We start from the raw sequence: 15,281 nt of genomic DNA, 5'->3' as shown, positions 1-15,281 counted from the left end.
ACCCACCACAGCACGCCACAAAAGCGAACCATTTTCAGGATGTTTGTCAGGGGGTCGGTCGCTATCTTTCCGCATCAGCGGCGGCGACTCGAACTACTCTACACACCCCCCCGACCAGACACAAATTCACCCCCACCACCACCCCCACACCCCCAAAAACCCCGCCACCACACGGAAACCACGCCCCCCGGAACCATGGTTCCCCGGGGGAATCCGGAAAGTCGCTTCCATGGAGTGGGTCACACTCCCGCCTCACCTGGCAACGGGGGGCAGTGCCACCACCGGCAGGAGCTTCAGCCCGCCGTCGAGCCTTAAATGCAGGAAGGGCCGGCGCCACGAGGCGCCGGCCCTTCCTCAAGCCACTGGCTTCAGGGGTGCTGAATTACCAGGAAGACTTCGTGATGCCCGGGAGCTCACCGCGGTGAGCCATGTCGCGGAAGCGAACACGGGAGATGCCGAACTTCTGGAAGGTACCGCGCGGGCGGCCATCGATGATGTCGCGGTTACGCAGACGTACCGGTGAGGCGTTGCGGGGCAGCTTCTGCAGGCCGAGGCGTGCAGCTTCGCGTGCTTCGTCGGTGGAAGCAGGATCAACAAGAGCCTTCTTCAGTTCGAGGCGCTTTGCAGCATAACGCTCGACGATGACTTTACGCTGTTCGTTCTTAGCGATCATTGACTTCTTAGCCATGTGTTTAGCGCTCCTCTCGGAATTCGACGTGCTTGCGGATACGGGGGTCGTACTTCTTCAGAACCATGCGGTCCGGGTCGTTACGACGGTTCTTGCGCGTCACGTAGGTGTAACCCGTGCCCGCGGTCGACTTGAGCTTGATGATCGGACGTACGTCCTTGTCCTTAGCCATTAGAGCTTCACTCCTCGTGCCAGGATTGCGGCGACGACTGCGTCGATGCCGCGTACGTCGATGGTCTTGATGCCCTTTGCAGAGAGCTGCAGAGTGACATTACGGCGCAGGGACGGAACCCAGTAGCGCTTCTTCTGGATGTTCGGATCGAACCGGCGCTTGTTGCGTCGGTGCGAGTGCGAAATGCTGTGTCCAAAGCCCGGCTCGGCTCCGGTCACCTGGCAGTGTGCTGCCATGACGACTCTCCTCAAAAATAAATGAAACGATCGGCGGAGTTCCCGCTGACCGTGCGACAGGCGGCGTCCGCATCCAGCGCCCACAGGGTTTCGGTAGTTCCGCAGGATTCAGGCAGTGGCGTAAACCTACTGCGTTCCTCACTGCGGCGAAGATTGTGGGCCACGGTTACCGGGCGGCGGAATCCTTTCGGGAAACCCCCGCGAAGTACCGGGATGCTGGGCGAATACAGGAGTGCACGCAACTTGAGCCCCTAACTACCGGCCATCAGGACTGCCAATTTTGCAGACAGATCCCGCCAACCGGAGCAATTGCACACGCTCCGCGCCACCTAGCGCCTACCAAGTCTACGAGTTTCACGAATTAAAGACCAATCCGGCAGCCGGAAGTGTATAAGGGGCACTGCCCGCTTCGGCCCAAAGTCACATCGGCACCCTAGCGGTTTCACAGCCAATTGATAGGTGGCGGGCGGAGCGTGGAGCCATGGACTCCTCACTCCAGATGGCCGTGCCGGCCAGGCCGCGCCGCACTCCTGTGGAGCGATTCCGTCGTCAGTCCCGGAGCCGCCTGTTCCGGGCGGACCTGCTGGCCGTCCTCGCCTGGGCGTCGGTGGCCTTTGCCGTCGCACTGTGGCTCGCCGACGGCGGCGCCGCCGGATTCTCGACGCCGGCCGGCTCCTTCACGGCCCTGGGAATCGTTGCCGGCCTCGCCGGCATGGACCTTGCGCTGCTGATGTTGCTGCTGGCGGCGCGTCTGCCGGTGATCGACGGCGCCGTCGGGCATGACCGGGCGCTGGAGTTTCACCGCAAACTCGGCAAGCCGTCGCTGTACCTGCTGCTCGCGCACGGAATCCTGATCGCCATCGGATACGGGATGGCTGAAGGGCTCGATCCGTTCCGTGAGCTTGTGTCCCTCTGGCTGCTGGTTCCCGACATGCGGATCGCCATTGTGTCGAGCGGGTTGTTCATCGCCGTGGTGCTCACCTCGCTCGTGGCGGTGCGGCGGCGGTACCCTTACGAGCTCTGGCATGCCGTCCACCTGCTGACGTATGCCGCGGTGCTGACCGCGATCCCGCATCAGTTCAGCACCGGCGGGCTCTTCGCCGAGGGCACCTGGCAGCGCTGGTACTGGCTGGGCATCTGCATCGGAACCGGCGCCGCACTGGCCCATTACCGCTTCCTGGAGCCACTCGTGGCCACCGTCCGGCATCAGCTGGCCGTGAGCCGTATCGTGACGGAGGCCCCCGGCGTCGTCAGTATTGAACTGGCGGGCCGGCACCTCGATGAACTGGCCGGCACAGGCGGCAGGTTTTTTATCTGGAGGTTCCTCTCCCCGGCCGCGTGGTGGCATCCGCACCCCTTCAGCCTCTCCGCGGAACCCGTGCTCTCCGATGCCTCCGGCAGGGGCACCCTGCGCATTACCGTCCGCAGCCTCGGCCGCGGATCGGCGCAGCTTGCACGGCTGAAACCCGGGACGAGGGTGGCCATCGAAGGACCCTACGGGCTCTTCAGCACCGCGGCCCGCAGCCGGGACCGCGTCGTCATGATCGGCGCAGGCATCGGAATCACCCCGATCCGCGCCCTGCTGGAACGCACGCCGTTTGACCCCGGCAACGCCACGGTGATCCTCCGCGGCCACAGTGCGGCGGAGCTGTACCTGGGCGATGAAATCCTGGACCTTTGCCGCCGCCGCGGCGCCACTTTGTTCCACGCCACCGGCGCACGGACCACCGGCGGACACAGCTGGCTGCCGGAGTCGGCCCTCCGTTCAGGACACCGGCTGGCAAGCTACGCCCCGGATATCGCCGACGCCGATGTGTACGTCTGCGGCCCAGCCGCCTGGGTGCGCAGCGTGATCGGCGACGCCCGCGCGGCGGGTGTCCGCGAAGAGCAACTCCACAACGAAAGGTTTGACTGGTGAGAATACGCGCAGCGGTTTCAGCAGCACTGGCCTCCGCCGGGATTCTTCTGGCGGGCTGGCAATCCGGCGCCCAAGTCGCCGACACCGGAAGCACGGCGGCGGGCACCTCAGCCGCCATGTCGTCCGGCACATCGTCCGGGCCGGGAGCGGGCGGAGGAACCGCGGGGGCCACCGCGCAGGCCGCCGGGACCTTTGCCGGCAGCGTGGTCCCGACCCGTTTTGGCGCCGTCCAGGTGCAGATCACCGTAAAAGCGGGTGCGATCACGGATGTCACCGCCCTCCAGCTGACCGACGACGACCGCAAGTCGGAGCAAATCAGCAACCGTGCCGCGCCGCTGCTGCGCGCTGCGGTCATCAGGGCCCAGTCGGCCCAGGTGCAGACCATCAGCGGCGCCACTGTTACCAGTGACGCGTATTTGAGTTCACTTCAAGGAGCCCTCGATGCTGCAAACCTCTAAGCCTTCGCCCGCCGGGAGCACGGCGCAGGCAGCCCCTGCCCTGAAAAGCAGGACCTTCCAGTGCATGGGAACCGTCATCAGCCTCGCCCTGCCTGCCGGCGACGCCCGGGATGGCGGAAAGGTGCTCGAAGGTGCCACGGCCGCCGTCGGACGCGTGTTTGCCGGCCTGGACGCGACCTTCAGCCTCTACCGCCCGGAGTCTGAAGCGAGCCGGCTGGCCCGCGGCGAGGTCACGCTCCGGGACGCCTCGGCTGTCTTCCGCGCCCGCTTTGCGGACGCCACGGGGTGGCGGCTGCTGACCGACGGATTCTTCACGCCCGAGCGGCCCGACGGCGTGCTGGACCTCTCCGGGATCATCAAGGGCTACGCCATCGACCAGGCAGCTGCCGCCCTGGAGTCCGCCGGCATTCGGAACTGGTGCCTGAACGCCGGCGGCGACGTGCTGGTCAGCGGCTCTCCCGTGCCGGGAACGGGGTCCCCGTGGCTGGCCGGCATCGTGGATCCGCAGGACCGCCGCTCGCTGCTCTCGGGCTTTTCCTTGGGCGGCACCGGTCGCTTCAGCGCACTGGCGACGTCCGGGACCGCCGAGCGCGGCAACCACATCTGGCGGGCCGGAGCCGGCCGGACCGGACCCGGAGCGCTCGAATTCAGCCAGGTGTCGGTGGCGGCCGCGGACATTCTCACCGCCGACGTGCTGGCGACGGCCGTCGTCGCCGGCGGGAGGCGGATGCTCAACTGGGCCACCGACAGCTGGGACGTCGAGGTGCTTGCCGTCCTGGGCGGCGGGGAACTGCTCGCGACGCCGGGCTTCCGTGCTTAGAGGTGCGTGAGCCGGGGGTAGCGCGGCGTCAGTCCGTCGCCGGAGGACTTCCCCGTGACGCGGCGGACCACCCACGGTCCGGCGAATTCGCGGACCCAGCGGGCGTTGGCCCGGATAGCCTCGGTCCGACTGAGCTCCGGAACCGGGGTCATGGGCGGGACGTCGATCGAGTGGTCGTGCTCCAGGACAGTGAGGACGCGCTTGGCCATGTTTGCGTGGCCCGCGGCGGACATGTGCATCCGGTCGCTCGCCCACATCCCCCAGTCGTAGTACTCGCTGAAGCGCCAGTAGTCCACCAGGAGGGCGCCGTGGTCTCCGGCGATTCCGCGGACCAGCTCGTTGTAGATTGCGGTGCGGCCGCGCGTCGTGCTGAAGATCTTCGAGCCGCGGGAGTCGAATCCGGTGAACATCACCACGGTTGCGCCGGTGGCCTTGAGTTTGCGGATGCCGGCGTCGTACTCCACCAGCAGATCATCGATGTCCACCTTGGGCCGGAGGATGTCGTTGGCCCCGGCATAGATGCTCACGAGCGTCGGCTTAAGGGCGACGGCGGCATCGACCTGATCGGCCATGATCTGGCGGAGCTTCCGGCCGCGGATGGCGAGGTTCACGTACCCGAAGCCGGGATCGGCGGCGCCGAGCTGCTCCGCCACCCTGTCCGCCCAGCCCCGGACACCGTTGGGACGGGCAGGGTCGTCGTCGCCGACGCCTTCCGTGAAGGAGTCTCCAAGGGCTACATAGCGGGAGGTGAAATCCATGTTCCCAGTGTGCCAGCAGTTGCCCCGGGCAAACAAAAGCGGGCCTGACATATCCGCTATTCGCGGATCCGGACCGCCGTTTCCCGCAGGTACTGCTCCACCCGGGTGTAGGCGTCCCGGGTCAGGGCCTTCCAGAGGGCGATGGCCAGCCGCGGGTCGGCGGCTTCCAGCTCGGAGATTGCCTCCGCGCTGAGGACCATGACCTCCACCGGGCCCACCGCCCGGACGGTGGTTTCCTGCCGGTTACCGCTGCCCAGCGCCAGTTCGCCAAACGTCATGCCGGCGCTGAGCGTATTCAGTTTCACCCGGTCCGCGGTGGGCCCCGGGGACGTGCTGCTGACCCGTCCGGAGGTGATGAAGTAGACCCCGCCGAACCGCAGACCCACGCGCCGGATGACGTCGCCGTCGTCGTAGGACTTCGGGGTCATGAGCTCTTCCAGCAAAGCAGCGTCTGCCTCCTCCAGCGGCGCCAACGCTGGCGACGCGGTGACCGGCACGTGGTCCGGGAGCAGCAGGTGCTTCCCGTGGCGCCCCAGCAGGCGGTTTTCACAGTATTCAACGGCGGCGCTCCGCGTCGCGAAGGACGGCACCTGGCGCTGTGCTGACAGCCCCAGGGCCTCCGCGACGGACCCGTCCGCCTCAATCAGCACCAGTTCCCGGCCCGCGTCGGCCATCCCCTGCCTGGCCTTGGCCAGCATTCGCACGGCAACTTCGCTGATCTGGTCGGTGCGCCGCACGTCCAGGACCACCAGTTCGACGTCGTCCGCCAGGCTGCTGAGCTCGCGCACCATGGACTCGGTTCCGGCGAAGAGGAGGTCGCCGTTGACCTCGATCACCCGGGCCCGGTGGCCATGGGCACGCAGGACATCGGCGGCCTCGTCGTTCCGGCGGATGCCCGAGGGCGTCTCGGTCACGTCGTACGCGGCGAGGATGGCGGACCGGCCCGTCCTGGCCGAGCGGACGAAGTGGAGTTCCATGTCCCGGGAGAGGCGCTGTGCCGTCGCCAGGCCGCGGACGCTGCTGCCGTGCTCATCCAGCGGCGGCGAATAGACGGCCAGACCCACCTGGCCCGGCAGCACGGCGATGATTCCGCCGGACACCCCGCTCTTTCCCGGCATCCCCACGCTGCTGATCCAGGCACCGGCGTCGTCGTACATGCCGGAGGTCATCATGACGGACAGCACGCGTTCCACCGGCCCGATTTCCAGCACCTGTTTGCCGCTGAGCGGATTCCGGCCGCCGTTGGCAAGGGTGGCGGCCATGATCGAGAGGTCGAAGCAGTTCACCAGGACGGAGCACTGGCGGAAATAGTCCTCCAGGACGGGCGTCGGATCATCCTCAATGATGTTGAAGGAGCGCAACAGGTACGCGAGCGCCGTGTTGCGGTGGCCGTGCTTGAGCTCGGATTCGAAGACCTTCTCGCTGACCGCGAGCTGGCGGCCGGCGAAAGCGGAGTAGGTGCTGAGGATCCGTTTGAACCCGGACTGCCCGCCGGATCCCCTGATCAGCGAGGTGGCGGTGAGAGCCCCGGCGTTGATCATCGCGTTGGCCGGCCGGCCCGTTCCTTCGGCCAGGGAGATCTCGTTGAACGAGTCCCCCGACGGTTCCACGTCCACTTTGGCGTCCACGGCCTCGGCGCCGAGGTCCTCCAGGGCCAGCCCGTAGGTGAAGGGCTTGGAGATGGACTGGATGGTGAATTCCTCGCGGGTGTCACCTACTTCGTACACCGTGCCGTCCACGGTGGCCAGGGCGATGCCGAAGTTGTCCGGGTCCACGTTGGCCATGGCCGGAATGGTGCTGTAGGGCTTGCCGTCCTTGAGCTCGGCGATCTCGGCGTGGATCTGGCGCAGGTAGCTGTCGATCGGCGATTCCATACTGCCAACACTAGGCGACGCCGGGCCGCGGAAAGCCCTGCGGCGGCCCTCAGCCCTGCTTGCTCTCCCGCAGGATCCAGTGGTCCTTATCCAGGCGGCCCACGATCTTCTCGCCGATCCGGGCGAGGTCAGCGACGTCCGCCTCGCTCAGGGCGTCGAGGAACAGCGACCGGACCGCATCGACGTGGGCCGGGGCGAGCTCCTCGATAGTCGCCATTCCCGCGTCGGTGAGGTGCGCCGTCGTGACCCGGGCATCGCCGGGGTGCGGCCGGCGCTCCACCCAGCCCCGGTTCTGCAGTTTGGTGGCCACATGGGAAAGCCGGGACAGGGACGCGCTGGTGCGCGCCGCCAGTTCGCTCATGGGCAAAAAGCGGCCGTCGGCCTCGGAGAGCATCGCGAGGACGTTGTAGTCGAACAGGGAGAGATTGCGCGCATGGTGCAGCTGCGTGTCCAGCGCTGCCGGAAGCAGGGTGTTGATGCTCACTTGGGCCAGCCAGGCCCGGCGTTCGTCGGCATTCAGCCAGCGCGGTTCGGTCATGGATACAGTCTAGGAGCATTGAAGATTGACGGTTCAACTTCGTCGGTGTCCGTGAGGGGCCTATCCCGCCCCGCCGCTGCGGACAGGCGCTAGGCTGGCCGTATGTATGTAGTCTCCCTGACCTATAAGGTCCCCGAAGAGATCGTTGACTTCCATCTTCCGGCGCACGTGACGTGGCTGCGGGATGCCTTCGACCAGGGCATCTTTATGGTCGCGGGGCGGAAGATCCCGCGCACGGGCGCCCTGCTGCTCTCCAACGCGGACCGCGAGGCCCTGGACGCCTCGCTGGCCAAGGACCCGTTCTATGTCAACGGAGTGGCCGAGTTCGACGTCGAGGAGTTCCATGCGAGCCGGGTGGCGCCCGGCTACGAGAACCTGCTGGACAGCTGACACCGGCGCGCCGTCTGCGGAGGACCACAGTTCAGTCCGCGGGGACCTTGGCGGTCAGTTTCTTCAGCCCCGCCTTGGGCGGAACCCTGATCGGCTCGGGCCAGCGCGGGCTGAGCTCGTCCCCGAGCGTGACGCCCCGGAGCTTGCGCGCGAAAAGCGGCAGGACCCAGTCCCTGACCCACCTCCGCTGCCGGCGTCCCCAGTCGCGGAGGCCGATCCTCGCGGGCGGCGCCCACTCCTTGGCCTTGACCTTGTGGGCCACTCCGAGCTGGTCCAGGACCTGGCCGGCCAGATACTTGTGGCCGGCCTTGGACATGTGCAGCCGGTCCGAATCCCACATCCGCGGATCGTAGAACGCGTCGAAGCACCAGTAATCCACCAGCACCGCCTCGTACCTCGCCGCCACCTCGCGGACCCGCTGGTTGTAGACGGCGTTCCGCCTCTTGAGGGGTTCCAGCAGGGCCGAGACCCTGACATCGAAACCGGTGAACAGCACCACCGTCGCCCCGCTCGCGGCAAGCCTGGCGACGAGGAACTCGTAGTCCTTCATCAGGGCGCGGATGTCGGTCCCAAGATCCAAAATGTCGTTCCCGCCCGCGTACAGGGTGACCAGGGTCGGTTCCATGGCCAGCGCGGGTTCCAGCTGTTCCGCGATGATCTGCCGCAGCCTCTTGCTGCGGATGGCGAGGTTCGCGTACTCCCACCCCGGATCCGCCCTGGCCAGCTGCTCCGCCACCCGGTCCGCCCAGCCGCGCACTCCGTTCGGCAGCCGGGAGCTGGAGTCCCCCACCCCCTCGGTGAAGGAATCCCCCAGTGCAACATAAACCCGCCGCCCGTCAGCGCCCGGCGACAGAAGGTTCTCGGCCATACCGCCCACGCTAGCCCCGCCGGACGACGTCGGGGTTAACAGGCGGGGCACAGCAGGTGAGCCGAATTATTCCCGCGCCCCTTAACAGCAACGCGGGGTCACTTACGGCCCATCCCGGAGGGGATTATGGGCGGTAAGTGACCCCGCGTTGCATTGGGTTGGGGGTCCGGGGTCAGCGGAGGACGATGTCCACCGGGTTTGCCTCGGAGCGCCAGGTTCCCTCGGTGCCGGGCCGCGGGCCGATCACGGGGGCGGTGAGCACGCCGGAACGGTTGGTGCGCTTGTCCCGCAGGATCTCGGTGACGGAACCAAGGTGCCGGGACAGGTCGATCACGTTCTCGGGTGCGGCCAGGAGCAGCTGGAAACCGAACTCGTGCAGCGCTTTGATGCCGGCGCCGGCGAACTCCTCCGAGGCCAGCACGAAGGCTTCGTCCATCATCACGGTGCCGTAGGTGGTGAAGCCCTGCTCGGCGATGCCCAGCTGGTAGCTCAGCGCCGCGGCCATGATGAACGCGGTGAACCGCTGCCGCTCGCCGCCGGACATCGAGCCGGTGTCCGCGTGCATAAAGACCTCGGTCTTCGTCCGCCCGCCCTTCGCCGCCCGCGGGCCCTGGACCTCGCGGTGCTCCTTGCACTGGATGAAGAGATGCCCGCGGACGTCCAGCACTTCGGCACGCCAACGCCGGTCCTCCGGGGTCTGCGAGCCGAGCCGCTTCACGAGCGTTTCGAGCGACTTGTAGCGGTTGCCCAGCTCGGCATCGTCGTCCGCTTCCGCACCGGACGCACCGGACGCCGGAGCGGCCGCCTTTCCGGGGCGGGTGTGCCGGACCTTCAACGCATTCTGGATCGCGTCCTTGAACTGCTTCGCGGTGGCGGGCAGGGTCTGCTTGATGTCGAGTTCCAGGAAGCTGCCCTCATGGAAGTTCACCGCGGAGAGGATCCCGTTCAGCGGCAGGATGCGGCTGCTGATCGAGCGGCGCTCCTCGTCCAGCAGGTGCAGCAGGGTGCTGAAGGATTCGTGCGTGCGCTGGTTGAAGAACTGCCGGAATTCGGCTTCCTGCGCGGGAAGGCCGTCGCTGACAATGGCGTGGTAGCGGGCTTCGAACTCCCCCGCGGCGCCGATCGAGGTGCCGTGGTCCGCTGAAACCGCCGTTCCCCACTCCCGGACGAAGCCCTCGAAGATGCGCGTGAGCCGCTCCGAGGTCGCCTGGCCGCGGGATTCGGCCGCGTGCAGCTCGGCGAGGAGCCGGGTCCGGACCTGGTTGGCGAGGTTATCCAGCTCGTGCATTTCCGCGACGTCGCCGAAGTCCGTGAAGTACGGTTCGAGCGCCGTGACGGTGGCGTCCGACGGCGGCGCCTGCACCAGGCGCGCCCGCGCGGCGTCCAGCAGCGAACCGGCGGAAGACAGCTGCGAGTCGACTGCCTTGTATTCGCTTTGCAGCACGGCCGCGGCCTCGGTGCTGGACTGGTGTTCCTGCCGGGCCGCTTCGATATTGGCGCGCAGCGGTTCCAGGTCCGCCTGCGCAGCGAGGGCGTCCTTGAGCCGCTGCTCGATCCGGGCGAGTTCGTCCGCCGCCACGGCGGCCGAGACCTGTTCCCAGGGCCGGTGGTCGCCGGCCACCCGGCGCAGGGCCTCGAGCTGCCGGCTCATTCCCTGGTGCGACTCTTCCCGGCTCTGCGCGAGTTCGGCGGCCTTGGCGAGTTCCTCCTGCAGGTCCTCGACCTGCGCGGCCACGAGCTCCAGTTTGGCGGCGTTGTCGAAGCCGAGGACATAGTCCTGCCGGCTCGTGAAGCGGTCGTCCTTTTCCACGGTGTGGCGGTTGCGCTTGACCACACCGCCCAGGCTCAGGCCCTTGTCCAGCCGGGCCAGGCCGTCCGGGTCTTCCACGCACGGGTAGGCGAAATCGAGGGCAATCCGCTCCCGGATCCACTCGCCCGCGTCCGCGGACGGTCCCATGGCGAGGATGTCCAGCTTGGTGAGCAGATCGCCGTCCGCCGCGTCCTGCACGGCCAGCGCTCCGCCGGCGAGGGGCTTCGAGACATCCACCGCGCGCAGCGCGCCGCGGACGGAATTCCCGTTGAGGTAGCCGGTCACGGCGCCAAAGTGCTCGCCGGGAACCAGCAGCGTGGTGGCGAGGCTGCGCAGCGCACGCTCGGCGGCCGGCCGCCACCGTTCCTGTCCGTCCGCAAGGTCGATCAGTTCGCCGCCGAACGGCATCTGCTCCTCGGGCACGCCCGTGGCCGCCGCGATGGCGCTGCGGTTTTCAATGCTCGACGGCGGCAGCAGGGACTTGCGCGTCCTGAGCGAGAGCAGTTCCTGCTGGGCCGCGGCGAGCTCGCGCTTCCTGGTCGCGTGGCCGTCGAACGCCTCGAAGCGCAGCTCCTTGAGCGCCTCCGAATCGTCTTTCAGCTCGGCCGAGCGGGCAGCCGCGTGCTCGTGTGCCTGCTCCCAGCCGGCCGCGGACCACTGAAGTTCCAGGCCGGCGTCGGAGAGGGATTTCCGGGCCGATTCCTCCACCTGCTGGCGGAGCTTGAGCCCCACCCGGGCGTTCTCCAGCGCCTGCTCGATCGCGGAGATCGCGTTGCCGCCCTGGTTGTTGTAGTCCGCTTCGAGCTGCCGCAGCTCTTTGGCCAGGCCGTCCCGGATGCCGCGCTCGGCGCCGAGCTCCTTGGCCTTCGCCTGGGCCAGGTCCTTGAACCGGGCGAGGGTCTTCTCCTGCACGGTGACGGACAGCTGCTGGCTGTAGGCCTCGAATTCCCCGCCGGCGAGCTCCCGCAGGCGGTTCGCGTCGTTCAGGGACCGGGCATACTCCTTGTTCAGTCCGGGAACCGGCGCCAGCTGGTCGCGCTGCTGCCGGACGTCCTCGAGGCGCTGCCGGATGGACATCAGGTTGCTGAATTCCTCGACGACGTCATCCGCCGCACCCAGCGTGGCAGGCGCGTCCAGGACCTGGTCGCGGAAAAAGTTGTTGACGCTGCCGCCGAGGCCCTTGCCGGCCTGGATGACGCGCAGCAGCGGCAGGGCCTGGTCCGAACTGATTCCGAGCAGGCGCCGGAAGCGTTCCGCGAAGGCCTTGTGCACGTCGAAGACCTGGGCGTCCGGGAAGATCGCATCCAGCGCCGACTTGGTGAAGCGCTTCTCAGCGATGGCCTCAATCGCCGCGAGGTCCAGCGGCTTGTTGTCGACCAGGTAGTACCGGCCGACGCTGGACTCCGTCCCGTTCTTGGGCAGGTCGAACAGCGCCGACACGGTCACCCGGGTGCCGGCGGCGTTGTCGAAGGTCAGCGCGACCGCTGACCAGGTTGCTCCGGGGCGCTGGAACGCACTCGCCGAGCCCTCGCCGACGGCCTTGTCCCCCACTTTGCCGCGCATGTACGTGAACGTGGTCCGCTTGTCCTCGACCGCCCCGCCCGCGCGCTGGGCCGCTGCCTCGTTGGAGCGCGGCCTCGCATCGAAGACCCGGAGCATCGCGTCGAACAGCGTGGACTTGCCGACCCCGGAATTGCCGGTCAGCAGGGTGCCGTTGCGGTCCACGTGCATGGTGTGGGCGCCATGGAAGGTGCCCCAGTTGACCACCTGGACGAGGGCGAGGCGCATCTGGCCGGGGTTGGTGAGCTCGCCCATCGGGAGCATGGTTGCGATGCTCATTTGGCTGCCTCCGCGTCGTCAACGGCCGGGTTGGCGTCGTCGCTCTCCTCCTCCGCTGCCGCGTCGCCGTCGAACTCCAGCAGGGGTTCTGTTCCCGACTGGTCGGTGGCGGCGGCTACGAGGGCGTCGATTTGGGCGGGGATGTCGCCGATGTTTTCGAACGGGAGGGCCAGGGGGAGGGCGTTGGAGATGGTGTAGACCTCGTCCAGGCCGGTGGCGAGGAGGAGCTGACGGGCCAGGAGTTTAGTGATGGCACGGTTGACGACGTCGGAATCGCGGAGGGCGTCCTGGTGGCCGGAGGGCTGGTAGTGGGCCACAAGTTCGGCGATTTCCTCGCGCGTGATCGTGGGGTCGGTCTGTGCCGTGACGTGGCGGTCCAGGAGCAGGCGCAGACGGAGCAGCACGATGGTTTCCACCCGGCTCAGGGCGCGCTGCTGGCGCAGGATGCTGGAGCGGGTGCTGCCACCGATGGCCTCGGGGTCCACCGGGCGCAGTACGGCCACTTTGCGGTCGTGGTCCAGCTGCAGGGTCAGGAAGAGTTCGGACAGGCGGCTGCGCAGGATCAGCTGGTTGTCCAGCAGCGTGGTCCAGAGCTTTTCGTCCCGGCCCCCGTCGATGTACGGGCCCTTGAGGAGCTTCACGAGGGCCTGGCGGACCTTCATCGGGAGCACGCCGGTGTCCCCCGGGAAGAGCGCAGCGCCGTCGACGAACGTGTCGCGCGGGGTGACCGTGAAAGGGTCGGCGTGGACATGCTGGGCGGGCTCCGCAGCCGCTGCCGCTCCTTCGGCTGCCCCGGCCGTGTCTTCCACTGTTTCTTGGGGAAGTTCAGTCATCTTCAGTCCTTCTTGAGCGTGACGACCGGCAGGTACGCTGTGCGCGTGGAGCCGTCGATCTGTTCGAAGTCGAGGGTGTCCCACGCCTCGCGGTCAAAGCCGGCACCTTCGTGCAGGGCGTGGGAAAGCAGGGCGCGGATCGAGTTGATATGGCGTTCGCCGGGCGGCAGCTGCTCCCAGGCCCCGGCCAGGGTGGACGCGCCGGCGAACGCGGCGCGGATCGCCGCGGGGCTGGCTTTGCCGGTCCGCGGCGAGCGCACCCGGTCCGAGTCGCTGAAGGCGATCGGGTCGGCCAGCTTGGGCGGGGCCGCGAACTCGTCCGGGTCGAACAGCTTGACCATGGCCAGGGACTCGAAACCGGCGTTGAACAGCACCGGGCCGCGGACCAGTCCGGGGCGTTCGCGCTCATACGGCAGGGACCGGATGGCCTGCTCGGCCTCCCGCAGGACCTGGCGGAGCCGGACGGACTGGCGGAAGTCGTCGCTCTGGACGTAGGTGTTCAGGCTTTCGCTGAGCTTGCCGTAAATCCGCTGGATCTGGCTGTGCTGGGCCCGCAATTCCGCGACAAGGTTCTTCAGCGTCTCGCGTTCCTCATGGCTGAGGTCATCGGCGAACTGCCGGCTGAGCACCTCGCCAATCGCGGAACGGAAACGCAGCTGCTGTTGCGGATCCTCCAGGAACGCCGTGAAGGAACGGAAGGTCCTGCCCTCGGGGCTTTGCCGGAGCCGCTTGTCCGCTTCCAGCACCTGGGCCATCGTGGCACCCTTGCTGAGCGACTCCTCGATGATCTGGTTGCGGAGCTCCCCCACCAGCTCCTCGATCCGGTCGCGCATCTTCTTGTAGTCCGCGGGCAGGCTGGCTGCGAGGTCCAGGATGTTCCCGGCGGCCTCCACGGCCTCCTCGTCGTCGAGCAGCCCGTCAAAGTCCCCCGAGCTGATGTCCTCGATCAGCTGGTGCCGGTCGCCGATCTCTTCCGCGAGGGACTCGAGCCGCGCGCTCTGGTCAGGATTCGTCTCATTGGCGAGCTTCTCGACGTCGCCCAGCAGCGTGCCGAGCCGTGACCCGTTGAGCGTGGAGCGTTCGCTGGAGAGACTCTCCAGGAAGGCGATGACACGGGCGGCCGGTTCGGTCACCTCGTACACAATCTGCCCGGACTGGTTCCGCCGGGTCAGGAAATTCTTGCGGGTCCACTCATCGCCGAACGTCTTTCCGTTGGCGGCGCCGCCCAGCCCCGGATCCTGGCGGCGGAGCTGGACAAGGAAGGCGTCGACGTCGGCGTGGAACTGTTCCAGCGGGAGCTGCGGCCGGGTGCGGGTGAAGGACGCCTGCAGCACTGCGATCACCCACGGCGCCGAGCGGGTCAGCGCCCAGGCGGGACCCTTGGTGAGGAGTTCGAGGTCCCTCAACCGGGCGCTGATGGCGTCGGCGGAGGACAGGGCGGAACGGGTCACGCACTCTCCTAACATCTGCCGTGGGATCTCGATTGGGCAGTGGATCAGGAAAAACTGCCAGCTACAAGGTTAACGCAGACCCCGGCTGTCATGGCCGGCCACGTGGTGCCGTGGTGCCAACCCGCCGTAACCGCCCCGTGAGGCTACCGCAACCGGCCCGTGACCTACGCCCCGGTAGCATTTCGATCCCGTATCAAGAATCCCGGCGCGGGCTGCCGGCTCTGGCGAGCCCACCTCCCGCACCCTACGCTCGGGCTACTAATTAAGCCGAAGCAATGATCCAGGGGGAAGAATGCAGTTCGACCTAAGTGCAGTGGAAACGCCAACGCTGGTGTTCATGGGCACACTCGTGTTTGCCCTGGTAATCACACTTCTTATGATGACGGTGTCCTTCGCGGCCCTCGTTCTCGTGGGGGTCGGCCGGCTCGCCTGGATCATCGCCTCGACGCTCCTGCTGGGGCTTGTCCATGGCATTAACCACGGCTGGGACCGGCTGGTCCACCACGCCTCCACGGTGGAGCTTCCGGGCGACTTCGTCGGGGATATCGCGGCGGAAATCAGGGGCCACTCGGCCCCTAGCACCGGCACCTACCCGCGGGTAGTATTGCGGGACAGCTGAAGGGTCCTC

15 protein-coding genes are annotated in these 15,281 nt (G+C 67.4%); 5 read left to right on the top strand and 10 right to left on the bottom strand.

Features of this window, described 5'->3' with window-relative positions:
- Nucleotides 1-382 precede the first annotated feature (382 nt).
- Genes rpsN through rpmB form a run of 3 tightly spaced genes read right to left on the bottom strand, consistent with a single transcriptional unit; the run spans nt 383 to nt 1,096 of the window.
- Nucleotides 383-688 (bottom strand): 30S ribosomal protein S14, encoded by a 306-nt coding sequence (gene rpsN / locus ACZYX4_RS03035; protein ID WP_011693742.1) that lies wholly within the window; start codon nt 686-688, stop codon nt 383-385.
- 4 nt (nt 689-692) lie between these two features.
- The gene (gene rpmG / locus ACZYX4_RS03030; RefSeq protein ID WP_011693743.1) at nt 693-860 is read right to left on the bottom strand and encodes a 50S ribosomal protein L33; all 168 of its coding nucleotides are present in this window, start codon (nt 858-860) and stop codon (nt 693-695) included.
- Nucleotides 860-1,096, bottom strand: a complete 237-nt coding sequence (gene rpmB / locus ACZYX4_RS03025) for a 50S ribosomal protein L28 (protein ID WP_326967061.1) — start codon at nt 1,094-1,096, stop codon at nt 860-862. Before rpmB ends, rpmG begins: the two co-directional genes overlap by 1 nt.
- A 481-nt stretch (nt 1,097-1,577) precedes the next feature.
- On the opposite strand from rpmB, the gene ACZYX4_RS03020 reads away from it, so the two are divergent.
- The 3 genes from ACZYX4_RS03020 to ACZYX4_RS03010 all read left to right on the top strand — a co-directional run bounded on the left by ACZYX4_RS03020 (nt 1,578) and on the right by ACZYX4_RS03010 (nt 4,292).
- Nucleotides 1,578-3,014, top strand: a complete 1,437-nt coding sequence (locus ACZYX4_RS03020) for a ferredoxin reductase family protein (RefSeq protein WP_463873571.1) — start codon at nt 1,578-1,580, stop codon at nt 3,012-3,014.
- Complete coding sequence (locus tag ACZYX4_RS03015; protein WP_463873570.1) at nt 3,011-3,472, top strand: FMN-binding protein; 462 nt, start codon at nt 3,011-3,013, stop codon at nt 3,470-3,472. Before ACZYX4_RS03020 ends, ACZYX4_RS03015 begins: the two co-directional genes overlap by 4 nt.
- A gap of 64 nt (nt 3,473-3,536) precedes the next feature.
- Complete coding sequence (locus ACZYX4_RS03010) at nt 3,537-4,292, top strand: FAD:protein FMN transferase (RefSeq protein WP_463873591.1); 756 nt, start codon at nt 3,537-3,539, stop codon at nt 4,290-4,292.
- On the opposite strand, the gene ACZYX4_RS03005 is transcribed toward ACZYX4_RS03010, so the two are convergent.
- From ACZYX4_RS03005 to ACZYX4_RS02995, 3 genes are read right to left on the bottom strand one after another with little or no spacing between them, the layout of a single operon-like run.
- Nucleotides 4,289-5,050: an SGNH/GDSL hydrolase family protein gene (locus ACZYX4_RS03005; RefSeq protein ID WP_463873568.1), complete on the bottom strand. Its 762-nt coding sequence runs from the start codon at nt 5,048-5,050 to the stop codon at nt 4,289-4,291. The genes ACZYX4_RS03010 and ACZYX4_RS03005 overlap by 4 nt on opposite strands.
- A gap of 56 nt (nt 5,051-5,106) precedes the next feature.
- The gene (glsA, locus tag ACZYX4_RS03000; RefSeq protein WP_463873566.1) at nt 5,107-6,924 is read right to left on the bottom strand and encodes a glutaminase A; all 1,818 of its coding nucleotides are present in this window, start codon (nt 6,922-6,924) and stop codon (nt 5,107-5,109) included.
- A gap of 49 nt (nt 6,925-6,973) precedes the next feature.
- The gene (locus ACZYX4_RS02995) at nt 6,974-7,462 is read right to left on the bottom strand and encodes a MarR family winged helix-turn-helix transcriptional regulator (protein WP_463873564.1); all 489 of its coding nucleotides are present in this window, start codon (nt 7,460-7,462) and stop codon (nt 6,974-6,976) included.
- Nucleotides 7,463-7,564: 102 nt separating this feature from the next.
- Between ACZYX4_RS02995 and ACZYX4_RS02990 the strand changes: the two genes are divergently transcribed.
- Complete coding sequence (locus ACZYX4_RS02990; RefSeq protein ID WP_463873563.1) at nt 7,565-7,852, top strand: YciI family protein; 288 nt, start codon at nt 7,565-7,567, stop codon at nt 7,850-7,852.
- A gap of 31 nt (nt 7,853-7,883) precedes the next feature.
- Here ACZYX4_RS02990 and ACZYX4_RS02985 read toward each other — a convergent pair whose 3' ends face one another.
- The 4 genes from ACZYX4_RS02985 to ACZYX4_RS02970 all read right to left on the bottom strand — a co-directional run bounded on the left by ACZYX4_RS02985 (nt 7,884) and on the right by ACZYX4_RS02970 (nt 14,653).
- On the bottom strand, nt 7,884-8,720 hold the full coding sequence (locus tag ACZYX4_RS02985) for an SGNH/GDSL hydrolase family protein (RefSeq protein ID WP_463873561.1): 837 nt from the start codon (nt 8,718-8,720) through the stop codon (nt 7,884-7,886).
- A gap of 172 nt (nt 8,721-8,892) precedes the next feature.
- Entirely contained in the window at nt 8,893-12,369 is a 3,477-nt protein-coding gene (locus ACZYX4_RS02980) for an ATP-binding protein (protein WP_463873559.1), read from the bottom strand.
- Complete coding sequence (locus tag ACZYX4_RS02975) at nt 12,366-13,202, bottom strand: DUF4194 domain-containing protein (protein WP_463873558.1); 837 nt, start codon at nt 13,200-13,202, stop codon at nt 12,366-12,368. The genes ACZYX4_RS02980 and ACZYX4_RS02975 overlap by 4 nt, the downstream gene beginning before the upstream one ends.
- A gap of 2 nt (nt 13,203-13,204) precedes the next feature.
- Nucleotides 13,205-14,653, bottom strand: coding sequence for a DUF3375 family protein (locus ACZYX4_RS02970; protein ID WP_463873557.1), 1,449 nt, complete (start codon nt 14,651-14,653; stop codon nt 13,205-13,207).
- A gap of 337 nt (nt 14,654-14,990) precedes the next feature.
- On the opposite strand from ACZYX4_RS02970, the gene ACZYX4_RS02965 reads away from it, so the two are divergent.
- On the top strand, nt 14,991-15,272 hold the full coding sequence (locus tag ACZYX4_RS02965; protein ID WP_463873556.1) for a hypothetical protein: 282 nt from the start codon (nt 14,991-14,993) through the stop codon (nt 15,270-15,272).
- Nucleotides 15,273-15,281: the final 9 nt, after the last annotated feature.

The sequence above is a fragment of the Pseudarthrobacter leeuwenhoeki genome, assembly GCF_055412885.1.
The sequence above is the reverse complement of the archived record's forward strand: the minus strand, read 5'-3'. Positions and strand labels throughout refer to the sequence as shown.